This window comes from Loktanella agnita (assembly GCF_046640325.1).
Classification (GTDB): domain Bacteria; phylum Pseudomonadota; class Alphaproteobacteria; order Rhodobacterales; family Rhodobacteraceae; genus Yoonia; species Yoonia agnita.
Map to the genome: position 1 here is coordinate 100,864 of NZ_JBJMBF010000013.1, position 10,882 is coordinate 111,745.

The 10,882-nt window shown below is 53.7% G+C and carries 13 protein-coding genes; 4 read left to right on the plus strand and 9 right to left on the minus strand.

From position 1 onward, the window contains the following. Window positions 1-49 precede the first annotated feature (49 nt). Window positions 50-994 (minus strand): AAA family ATPase, encoded by a 945-nt coding sequence (locus tag ACJ5NV_RS15140; RefSeq protein WP_411645019.1) that lies wholly within the window; start codon window positions 992-994, stop codon window positions 50-52. Window positions 995-1,396: 402 nt separating this feature from the next. Here ACJ5NV_RS15140 and ACJ5NV_RS15145 point away from each other — a divergent pair, with 402 nt between their 5' ends. Continuing rightward, on the plus strand, window positions 1,397-1,660 hold the full coding sequence (locus ACJ5NV_RS15145) for a hypothetical protein (protein WP_411645021.1): 264 nt from the start codon (window positions 1,397-1,399) through the stop codon (window positions 1,658-1,660). 170 nt (window positions 1,661-1,830) lie between these two features. On the opposite strand, the gene ACJ5NV_RS15150 is transcribed toward ACJ5NV_RS15145, so the two are convergent. From ACJ5NV_RS15150 to ACJ5NV_RS15160, 3 genes are all read right to left on the minus strand, one after another. After that, window positions 1,831-2,475 (minus strand): hypothetical protein, encoded by a 645-nt coding sequence (locus ACJ5NV_RS15150; RefSeq protein ID WP_411645022.1) that lies wholly within the window; start codon window positions 2,473-2,475, stop codon window positions 1,831-1,833. Window positions 2,476-2,617: 142 nt separating this feature from the next. After that, complete coding sequence (gene repC / locus ACJ5NV_RS15155; protein ID WP_411645023.1) at window positions 2,618-3,811, minus strand: replication initiation protein RepC; 1,194 nt, start codon at window positions 3,809-3,811, stop codon at window positions 2,618-2,620. An 856-nt stretch (window positions 3,812-4,667) separates the two neighbouring features. Next, window positions 4,668-5,447 carry a hypothetical protein gene (locus ACJ5NV_RS15160; protein ID WP_411645050.1) on the minus strand — a complete coding sequence of 260 codons (780 nt, stop codon included), beginning with the start codon at window positions 5,445-5,447 and terminating at the stop codon, window positions 4,668-4,670. 527 nt (window positions 5,448-5,974) lie between these two features. Between ACJ5NV_RS15160 and ACJ5NV_RS15165 the strand changes: the two genes are divergently transcribed. Beyond that, window positions 5,975-6,589 carry a hypothetical protein gene (locus ACJ5NV_RS15165; protein WP_411645025.1) on the plus strand — a complete coding sequence of 205 codons (615 nt, stop codon included), beginning with the start codon at window positions 5,975-5,977 and terminating at the stop codon, window positions 6,587-6,589. Window positions 6,590-7,016: 427 nt separating this feature from the next. On the opposite strand, the gene ACJ5NV_RS15170 is transcribed toward ACJ5NV_RS15165, so the two are convergent. Then, on the minus strand, window positions 7,017-7,325 hold the full coding sequence (locus ACJ5NV_RS15170; protein WP_411645027.1) for a DUF2933 domain-containing protein: 309 nt from the start codon (window positions 7,323-7,325) through the stop codon (window positions 7,017-7,019). 220 nt (window positions 7,326-7,545) lie between these two features. Between ACJ5NV_RS15170 and ACJ5NV_RS15175 the strand changes: the two genes are divergently transcribed. Beyond that, window positions 7,546-8,250, plus strand: coding sequence for a L,D-transpeptidase (locus ACJ5NV_RS15175; RefSeq protein WP_411645029.1), 705 nt, complete (start codon window positions 7,546-7,548; stop codon window positions 8,248-8,250). 27 nt (window positions 8,251-8,277) lie between these two features. Here the strand turns inward: ACJ5NV_RS15175 and ACJ5NV_RS15180 are convergent, their stop codons facing one another. Continuing rightward, complete coding sequence (locus tag ACJ5NV_RS15180; protein ID WP_411645031.1) at window positions 8,278-8,568, minus strand: hypothetical protein; 291 nt, start codon at window positions 8,566-8,568, stop codon at window positions 8,278-8,280. A 152-nt stretch (window positions 8,569-8,720) separates the two neighbouring features. Then, window positions 8,721-9,260: a hypothetical protein gene (locus tag ACJ5NV_RS15185; RefSeq protein WP_411645033.1), complete on the minus strand. Its 540-nt coding sequence runs from the start codon at window positions 9,258-9,260 to the stop codon at window positions 8,721-8,723. Window positions 9,261-9,330: 70 nt separating this feature from the next. On the opposite strand from ACJ5NV_RS15185, the gene ACJ5NV_RS15190 reads away from it, so the two are divergent. Next, on the plus strand, window positions 9,331-9,900 hold the full coding sequence (locus ACJ5NV_RS15190; RefSeq protein ID WP_411645035.1) for a Crp/Fnr family transcriptional regulator: 570 nt from the start codon (window positions 9,331-9,333) through the stop codon (window positions 9,898-9,900). A 7-nt stretch (window positions 9,901-9,907) separates the two neighbouring features. On the opposite strand, the gene ACJ5NV_RS15195 is transcribed toward ACJ5NV_RS15190, so the two are convergent. Then, a complete protein-coding gene (locus tag ACJ5NV_RS15195) occupies window positions 9,908-10,438 on the minus strand; it encodes a hypothetical protein (RefSeq protein WP_411645037.1) in 531 nt (176 codons plus the stop codon). Between the two features lie 118 nt (window positions 10,439-10,556). Further along, a partial coding sequence (locus ACJ5NV_RS15200) for a DUF411 domain-containing protein (RefSeq protein WP_411645039.1) occupies window positions 10,557-10,882 on the minus strand: 326 nt, incomplete at its 5' end.

The following is a 10,882-nucleotide window of genomic DNA, read 5'->3' on the forward strand; positions in this document are numbered from 1 at the left end:
GCGCCGTCGTCTGTCGGGCGTTCCCGGCAACCTGACGTCGGGTCGTGGCTCAGGCAGCCGTAGGATCGGCCGATCTGTCATCTCCGATTATCCTTCCGTGCTGCATAGCCCATGCTTTGACGCGATCTTTGACCAGTGTACGGAAGGTGACATTGCCTTGAGCCAAGGCGAGGCGACGATGAATATCCATAAAAAAGTCTTCTGCTTCTGAATAATTGAGTGGTGCAACAGCGCTGCGCAATCGTTTTGCGGTGTAGCCGAAGTTGTCTGAAAATTCCTTCATGCGCGCGGCGAAATATTCGGTCATGACCTCATCACTGGGCCGTGCAAGCTCGAGTTTGATTTCAAACCGGCGCCAGGTTGCGCGATCAAGCAGCTCTGGATGGTTGGTGGCGCCTACCAGAACGCAATAAGTGGGTAGGTCGTCAAGCTGCATAAGAAGTGTGGTGACGACGCGTTTGATCTCACCCGTTTCGTGTGTATCACCGCGCTCTTTGCCAATCGCGTCGAATTCATCGAAAAAAAGCACACATGGCTCGGTTCGAACAAAGTCAAACATGCGCCTCAGCCGTGTTGCGGTATCACCAAGATAGCTGGTTATGATCGCATCGTAGCGCACAATGAACAGCGGCAGCGCCAGTTCGTAGGCCAATGCTTCTGCAAGGGACGTTTTGCCATTGCCGGGTGGACCCGTGAGCAGCATGCGATGCCGTGGTTCGAGACCATGGGCACGCAAGACGTCACCTCGGTGTTGCTCTTCAACTAGCTCTTGGCACGCAGTTCGGACCCCTTTGTCCAGAAACAGTTGATCCATGGAGCGGTGCGGTTCGCGACGTTGGATCGAGCCACTCCCGTCGCGTAATCTTGTTCCGTTGGAGACAGGACGGTCATTTGAGGCAGATTTTGGCGTTATGGTCAGAGCACGCGCAATCCTGTCCGCGACCCCAGTGTGTTTTTTGGCTCGCTCATCCGCTGCGATCGCCTCTGCGGTCATGCGTACGGATGCTTGATCACCAGTTACTCCGGCCTTTACTAGATCAACGACCAGATCACTTCGCGCCACTTTCAATCACTTTCAATGCTGTTCCCTATCCTTTGAATCATAGACAGATATCGCAAAATGTCACCCGATAATTCAAATTTCGCGCTGATTTGATCGTTTGGGAAGCCAAACAATGGTTTGAGGCGAAGTTCCGCTGTGTATCTTGGTTTTGTACGCTTATTTTTGATCTGCGACCCAGCTGACCAACGAGGTTGATGGTTGTAAAAATTACAATAATACGGTATTGAAAAATCAGGAAACAGCCGGGGACGGCGATGATCCTGCAAGGTGAAAACGCAAGTTTCACTGGAAGCCGGGGCCGTCAGGCTCCGGTTTTCGCACAGAAGGGGTTCAATGATGAGAATTCTGCTGATCATCGTTGTGTTCAATTTCGAGACGGGATCGGAATTGGAGATGAGACAGGACTTCACGAATGAACCTGATTGCCATGCGGCAGCGCTGTCGTCGTTTCAGGAACTTGATGAAGCCGTCCAAATACGCGCAATGGACATTCCGGACGGGCAGGAAATGCTCGAGGGAACGATGATTGCCTACGGGGCAGGGGGTGGCGAGATCGGCATGTATGCTTGCAACACGTTGCGCTCGAGTTCAGGTTGAGATGCTCACTAGGTCTTTGCTCCTGACTTAGATCCCTCTGTTCACGTCAATGCCTAAAGGGAGCGGTGTCGCCCGGGGCCAAGATCGTGACCCGACTGGGCGGAGACCTCGGGCTCCGGTCGGTTTACCGACTAGAGCTGATCCCGAAGGGGAGGCCCCCATACACCTCGTCACACGGATCGTTTCAGCGGTTTCCATTGCAAAATCATCTGCGACAAATGGGTGGCACAGGCATCAATGAAGTCCAAAACCTCGCGGCCTTCTGGGAGTTCGACGACGACCGTGCGATGTGCAAGATCAGATTTTCTCTTGTCTTTTTCCTTTCCCGAAAGACGATCCCAACTCCGCAGAAATTCGCTGTCGACAACAACTGGATCAGGCTCCAAAACATCACGAAGGTCAGCAAGGCAACGATGTGCAAAAACGTAGTCCTTTGGGTGCTTGATGAAGCCTGCCCAGGCCCGAATGCTCTTGTCTGTTTCGGTCTCAATGTAGCGATCGGGCGGAGAAGCGGCGCGGATGTACTCCCGTAAGATGTCAAGCTGAACCAGGAAAATCTCCGACAGATCCTCGCAAGCAACGTTGGATCGAGGCAAAGATAGGATCCGCGCCGTTGATGTCACAAGATCGGCGATGTTGCAGGCTTCGGCAATATGGAAATCCGTTACCAGCACTTTGCCGTCAACGACCGAGATGGTCTCGGGCGCGGGGACACAATCGTACAATGCACACGACATTGGTTCACCGGTCTCCAGTTTGAGTTTTTCATCGAACGCAGCCCTAAACGCCGCGAAATCCTTTAGCGTATACGTCATCGCCCCACCTCAAAGCTACTGAAGTTCAAAAGTCTTGCACCTATGGTCGATCCCGTGGCCAGCAGGGCGCGCCAATGACAGCGAACGGAACGAGAGAGAGTGCCATTCGGCTGAAAAAGATCTAAAAACTCTGAAAATCCCATTACAACCCTCGCCTCCGGTGCAGGCCGATCAAGCTGCCGATGATATTGAGCTTGCCGCGATTGTGAGCCTTGATCATCCCGCGCAAAGCCCCGCCAGGATTGAGGACCGGTCTGACGGCGTGATCACGATTGGCATCCAGCAGAAGAACACAAATCGCCGCTTTCGTGCGACCCATTCGATCGCAGGCCGCGGCCCAGGCTGTGAGATTGATGCCCAGATGAGGAACACGCGCCGCGGCCGCCTCAACCAAAGCGTATTCCGGTCGTTCACCGTTACGTGCTTCCATCTCCATTTGGAACTCGGCACTCGCCAAGGAAACTGCGTGGGATAGGCCATAATAACCTGAGAACAGGCCTTGAAGCGCTTCGGTTTCCGCCTGAAGCTCTTTTTCTCTGCAATCGTCGGGGCTGTCAGGCCCCGACATATTTGAATCGGCGTGCGCGGGCTTGCCCGCGCTCCGCTTGTTCTCGCTTGCGTTACATTTTTCAGAATGAATCTGGTGAATGTCCTTTTGTATATAAGACCGGAAGGTTTCTTCCGGTTCACAAGAGGAATCACTATGGTTTTCTATCCAATCAACCAATCTCGTGCACAGATCTGTCGCGTCATCGAGGTGCTGAGAAAGCCGAGCTTCACCCAATGTGAGGAGCGTGTCAGTACGTGGCCAGGTCGCGCGTTCCTTGATCATCGCTTGCACATCATCTGAAAGCTGATCGGCCTCTGACAGACGCGCCAGCTCATCGCGAAACGTTGCAAGCCGCACACTGCGCTTGGCCTTGAGCTGTTTCATGCGCTCGAACTGAGCCTTGCGGGCTTCGCGAATGTCCAGAAGCTCTGTGAACCGTTCGATGAGTGGTGTCAGGACAAGACCAAGGCCGGCACTGCCATAACGGCTGCCGTTGGCAAGTGTTCGTCGCTCAATGAGTCCGCGCTTCTGCAGTGTCTTCTCGTGCGATCGCAATTGGCGTGTCGAGATCCTCAGGCGCTGCGCAAAGGTCTCCTGGCGCCCATAGAAAATCGGTTCTTTCTCCGGATCAACCCAAGCGTCTTGATCGGTGCTGCCAACCATGCGTGTGAGAATATCGGTCAGTCGCGTGCTGAGGCCGATGTCACGGCCAACGTCAGCAACCAGCGCGATGACATCGCGCCGGGAATAGCCCTGTGGGAGGGCGGGGTGAGGTTCTGTCCTCATTGTTGTCGCTCCTTGTCTCTGCTCATTGGACAAGACGGCGTCAGGCAAATCTTCATTGGTCGCACAAATGCGTTTTTTCTTGCCTGCATGACTCAGGGGGTGTTATGATCTAACTGTATTCAGCGATTTCAGAGTTGGCGCTCTGTGATCATAGCTCCCCCGGAAGGTCACCGCCTTGCGGGGTTTTGCTTTTCTAGGGTTCAGTTTCTCCTTTGGTTTGTCTGGCAAATGATCTTGCCGGTGGTCTTGGGTTTGCACCCAGGGCTGGTCCGTCGTCGTGATTTCCGGACCAATCCAAGATGCAACTTCCTCGTTCACACAGATGCGTTTTTTCTTGCTCGCTGAGGGAGGGAGGTGCTAAACCAGATCAACAGCAATGGTGATCGAGAAGTTGGCGCTTCTTGGTTCTTGACCCCCCGTTTAGGCCTCCGCCTTGCGGGGGTTTTGCTTTTTTGACGTTTCGATCCTCCAAGTCGATTCTGTTTCCACTACAGATTTACCATACAACAGGTCGCGCCCGCTGGGGGAGCTTTGTCTAGATATTGCGTCTGAGGCTAATTCTTGTGGTTTCATCAAGAGCTAGACCGAGATGCAATGAAGCTGTTCGCACAAGTGCGTTTTTTGCTTGCTGTATCGATGTCTTGGGTGATAAAACCGAGCTTAACAGATTGGACCGTTTCGGGATTGCCGTCCCTAGGTTTTATCAAACCCCCCCGCCAGGTTGCCGCCTTGCGGGGGTTTGTTTTTTGGCTGCTCGCTTATTGCCCCCCTTTCGATTCTTATTTGTTGTACTGACCATACTACTCATAGAGGTGTGCGGTAAATGCGGTTTCGACCGCGAGCAAGATCACCACATTTAGTAGTCCACCTGCTCAAATCCGTAATTGCCTTCATAGTCGCGCCACTCAACCAAGACGGAACGATGCCAAACGCTCGGACAATTTGATCCGAAACCTGCGAGGCCCGTGTGAGCTTCGGGCAAGGCGCTAATACTGCTGGGTGTCCAACGATAGTCTCCTTGCGTGCCATAGCTGCCCAGACGGACGCTCGCATAGCTGTTGCAGTCATCGTCACGTCCAGATTCCCATTGGCGCGCTTGCGTTTGGAAAACACGGATGGTGCGGACAAAACTGAACTCAACGCCGCTGATGTCGATATCAGCGCGATCCTGCACGAGCTGAAGTGCAAACCCTTCCGGCAATGGAGCCGCGTCGCCACCGGTCATGCGAACGACAGCGGGTTGCGGCTCCATTGCCTCAGGGAGTGGTGGCATCTGAAATGTCGGGGCAGGGGCATCGGCCAATCGGCCATCAATCCCAGTGATGGGATCATTGCCATCCATTGGGAAAGATTGCAGCGGTGCGGTTTGGTCGAGCTCAAGGAGAATGTCGTAGATCCGCTTGCTGGTCAGCGTTTCAGGATCAACGGTATATGCCGCGCCCATCGGGCAACGCCAGATTTGCAAAGGCGGCTCGACCGGCCAAGGTGTGATGCGGCGGATGAATTCAGCCCGAGCACGTGCGCAAGGCGCTGACGCAGGCCACCCCCCTGATAGGCAAAGGAGAATGGCGCAATCAATTTGATATGTCTGAGCATTAGCGCGCTGCGGGAGAGCGGCAAATGCCGCGGCGGTCATGGCGGCAACGGCCGCTGCTGTGCGTCGTAACGATGTCAGCATGGAACCTCCATGGGTTGTGCGCAATATAGGTAGCGCGTTTCAACAATACCGTATTATTGTCACACATACCGCATGATTGGCAAATCCTTTCTAGCGATGGATGCTGCACATGAGAGTGCGTGCAGTTGTCAGCTGTGCCCAGGCGCATTCACAAGTGGCGTTTGTCCAAGGTATGCAAAATGCTGTGCGGTGAATTTTATGGCGGGTAGAGAACAGCAACGGATGCAGTGCATACATTTCGTGACATATTCCTGCCTGACGCGACGAGGCTTGGCTGATAACTATGGCGAAGCGTAAGGCCCGTTGGGCAAGATCAACACCAAAGAAATGGATACACTTTTGAATGGCTAGTCTTCATTTTATGAAGAGAAAAAGTTTAACCCAGAGATTGGCTTTTGGAAGCCTTCTCCTGGAACGGCACTGCTCCACATTCCGATGATGTTTCTGTTCGCGGCCTTGGTTGCTCTTGACTGATGAGATATGCTTTGGACAGACGGCGTTTCGTGATCGCATTCCCACTGGCCTTGTCTGGTTGCGCGGCACCCATGGTTTGGGCTCCGGATGATGTCGTATCTAAGGCCGTCTATAAAGCAGCCGGGCCAAAACACCTGACGCTTTATACCATGAAGAACACTGGCTCTGACAACGGTGCCCATTCCGCGTTGTTGATTAATGCGAGTCAGCGCGTGATATTCGATCCGGCCGGGTCGTGGCAACAACAGCAAATGCCGGAACGCAATGACGTTTTGTTTGGCGCAAGCCCGGCACTGGAGCAGTATTATGTAAGCTTTCACGCCCGCGTCACTTACTACGTCGTCGGCCAAACGGTTTCTGTCGAAGATGATATCGCTGAGCGGGCATTAGCTCTTGCTTTGGACGCTGGACCTGCTCCGCAAGGAAGCTGCTCACGATTTACCTCTCGACTACTGCGTCAACTGCCTGGATTTGAGGGCATCAGGCAAACGTGGTTTCCAAATAAGCTATCGGATGACTTCGCATCGCTTCCCGGTGTCAGCTATCGAGAATACCGTGAGAACGATGAGGACGACAAAAGCGTTGCGGCACGTCAGATCCGAGCGGCGCTCGAGGCAGAGAAGTAGCGCCCGCTCCGCAGCGGCTTGTCTTCAAACCAGTAGCGATTTGCAGAAGGAAATCTGTCGTTCGTTTTGACAAGGAGAAACTGAAGCATACGCCTCGATCAGACAGATCATTTTTCGCTCAGCTATGTGATTTCTCACAAGAACATAGGGATTCGCACCATGAAACGACCGACGATGAATTCCTTGGAATTGAAGAGATAATTCGAACTCAAGGCGTATTCATTGGAAGGAAAAGCCCGTCCTTCCATCGACACAAGAGACCCTCTGAACCTGACCGTCTATGACCCCCTGCAGTGTACAGCCCAAAGGGAGAGCAGCGTTACGTGCTGCAGGGCTTTGCTCGTAGGGGCACTCGGTTTTCGCGACCGCGCATGCACCAAGACTTAAGAGGATTGCGGTTGCGAGGGACAGCTGGACTGCGTGTCTTTTACTGTCGGGCAACTTCCGGAACCGATGCGTGGGCGTCTTCGAAACTAGCGTCTGCAACCGGGTCCACTTCCTGCTTCTTTTCCGAGCCGTGGCAGGACTTACCCATCATCTTGAACATCAGTACATGGGCACCAATGCAAAGCGCGATTGGCGCAAAAAGCCCAAGGTTGGTCCACATTCCGGCAATTGTCCCCCCCGCCAGCAAGAAGGCGGCGACCGGAGCCAACATGACGGCGCAGCACATCATCATGCCGTAATGCATGAGTTTTGAGGAACCTGTTGTTTCTTGCTGATCACTGTGTGGCATCGTCAATTCTCTCCATAATTGTCGGGACAGAGCCTTGCGGGCTTCCAGTACTAGAGGGTCAAGGATACATTTGGGTAAATATTAGCACTGGCAACCTGAGCGCGTTTGCGTTTCCAGTGGTAGGAATGTGATGTAAACCGCCTACCTTATTGACATCAACGCACAAACAGCGATCGGATTTCGCGCCCGCCACTGTAGAGCTATTCTTTAAGAGAAGAACATGTACCGAACCAATAGACGCCATTTTCTGACGACAACTGCGGCTCTGTTTTCGGCGCCATTGCCAAGCTTTGCGCAGGAAACACCGACACCTGCCAGACGACCCATATCAAAGAGATCCATGTGGGCAACGTGGGATGCCCGTGTCACCCCGCCAAACTATGACCCGGCAACATCAAATCCTTGGGACTTGCATCCCCGTTTCTTGCCCCAGCGGGTTGTTGCAAATGCTGGCTTGGTACCTGGTGACATCCATGTGGATGCCGTCGCCAGATATCTCTACCATATTCAAGATGATGGCACGGCCATGCGATATGGCGTAGCGATCGCGCGGGGTGATCTGTACGAGCCGGGCATCTACAACATCAAGCGCAAAGCAAGATGGCCGATATGGACCCCGACCGCATCGATGATTGAACGCGAACCAAATGTTTATGGGCCTTTTGCCGATGGAATGGATGGCGGGCCGACAAATCCCTTGGGGTCGCGCGCACTCTACCTTTATGAAGGGAGCCGGGATACGTATCTCCGCATTCATGGCACACCGCAACCAAGATCAATCGGTAGCCGGGCGAGTTCTGGTTGCGTGCGGATGGTCATGGCTCATATTATTGATTTGCATGCTCAGGTCAGCACAGGCTCAACCGCATACCTTTATCCTCCTGAGAATGCCGTGACCGCGCCCAGTGAATTTGATCTGACCTGATCAATCCAGAGCGCGTTTCTTACCAAGCTAACCCGTCTCACTTTGCTCCGGTAGTCTGGTACAAATAGGGCGGCCGCTGACAGTGCGCAGTGGGAGGAAAGTCGTTTCGACCGGACCAGCGTGCCGATAGACGAAACACCCGTCTGTGGGATCTATCATCACCGCGTTCAGATCTTGAAATGGGGCGGCGATCGCCAAAACATCCTCCGGCAGTTCTCCAATAAAGCCATTTTCAGCTGCCGCTTCCTCGGGAGCGACATTTGCACACGCGGAAAATGCCAACGGCGAAATACAAAGCAACAGAATACGGTGGTTCATCAAGTCATCCTTCAATGCTGAGAAAGCATGACAAAGACCACTAGCAATGGCTAGAGCAATCTTCTAGCGACATTAATCACTCATTTGTATCAACGCCTTTCTACGCTTGTCCGTGCGATAGCCTGTCTGCGGACATGCGCGGGCCTTTCCGCTCAATGGGCACCATCGCCTCGGGCCATCATCAAATGATGCTCCTGATGGTGCGCTCCAATGGTCATCAGGCCGATGAAACCCAAAGCAGCGATCTGTGAGGCATCTCCAGAAACGCGCATGGTGGCACCGCTGCCAGTCTCTTCAACCACAACGTTCCAGCCGGTCTCCGCAGCAAGAAATGGTGCATGAGCGGGGACCATTGCCTTTATTGCTTGTTGCGTGCGCCCGGCTCCGGTGATGACGAAGCTTGCGCCTTGCGGTGTTGGAGAGGCCACAACAATTGCGTCTGTGGCCACCAAATCCATATCAATCAAATGCCGCCGCAGGGCGGCGATGTTGACCTTCGACCAGTCCGTTCCGGGGTCTGCACGCAGGACTTCTGTGACCTCTGCAATCGCTGCGAATGCGCCTTGTCCCGGCTCCGACAAGGCATGCCTCAGGCTGTCATCCATGTTATCGTGGCTTGAGTGCGCGTGTTGGGATACCGCTACTGTTGCCAGTGCAATCCCGGCCAAGACGCTGGCAAATAGAGTCTTCATTTATCTCTCCTTCAATTTCCCTGGATTTCGGATACCAAGTGGCACCGCAAACCAATATGATCCTGATCATATGATACCAACACCCTTCAATCTCTTGCCAGAGGCGGCTGTGACGTCTTTGGACGTGAAGAGGGGAGATCACCTGTTTCACAACGGTGATCGAACCTACGGTCTTTTTGTAGCCCGGGATATAACGGTGCACCTGGTCCGGATCAGTGAAGGCGGCGAAATCATCATGATCCATCGGGCCACGCCTGGAACATGGTTTGCCGAGGCCTCTCTTTTCTCTAAGACATATCATTGTGACGCGATCACCCAACAAGACGGAAGGGTGTTCTGCATCGACAAGACAGCAGTCCTGAGCGGACTTCAGGATCTTGAATTTGCAAAAGCATATTGCGAAAGACTTTCCGTCCAAGTTCACCGGGCGCGACAGCTTCGCGAAATTCTCGCCATTCGATCGGCCAAAGATAGGGTGTATGCTGGCCTCATTGCCGGGCTGCTTGTTGGCACTGTAATCGATTTCGCGGCCACTGTTTCTATGACCCATGAAGCGACGTATCGCGCTCTGCGAGAGTTAGTTGCTGAAGGCAAGGTGCAAAACCCTCAAAGAGGTGTCTACCGACTGCAAGACGTGTGAATAGCTATCAATGCGGGCCGAGTAGTTGCGTCAGTCCCATCGACAGCGCTGTGACCATCAAAACCACACTAAGGCATGCGCCCATGATCAGGATAGTTGGCCTTGCAGAAAAGCGACCATTCTTGTTGCCCTTTGAATTTGGCATCGCTGGCCAGTAGGTGATCACAATACCGGGCAGAAGCGCATAGAGATAAACGCCCGATATGTTCTCGAACAGGTAGGAACGTGCGAGGGTCGGCCCGACCACGCCTAGCGCCGTCCAGCGGTCACCACCAAACGAGCCAAACCAATCTGCGGAAAAGACGTAGATCAGAACATGAAGCGCGACGAATGCACCCGCGCGCGCGAACGTATCCGAAAAGATTTGGGGCAGTGCCGACCGGTTGAACTGCCGCAAAAGTCCCGAGGATACAAAAAAACCGATGTAATTGACGAGGAAGACGACGGGAAAACCATTGGTGACAACCTGCCGCAAAAAGCGACTGAACGCCGTGGGGTTGGTCATCAGGATTGTGGTGAAGTCTGGTGTAAGGGCCACGAATGCAGTCAGAAATGGCAGTATACTGCATATGCTGAGAAGCGCCAGGTTCCAGCAAAACCGACCGAATGGCAGCTGGAGGCTGAAGTGTTTGCGAAAGGTGTTTCGTAGCACCACGTCAGGCGTAGCTTGCAAAAACCTGCGTTGTGCCGTCGTTCAGGACAAGCAAAACCTCGTAGGGATCACCGGTACCAGCTGCACCCATCCCGGGCGAACCCATTGGCATGCCGGGAACAGTCAAACCACGTGCATTTGGCGCTTCAGCAAGCATGCGTTGGATTTCGCGGGCGGGCACGTGCCCTTCGACAAAATAGTCGCCAATGAGGGCAGTATGACAACCGGAAAGATCTGACGTGATGCCAAGACCATCCTTCATGGCCCAAAGAACCTCTTGATCGACATCTTCAACTTCGACGGCAAAACCGGCACTTATCATCCGCTCGA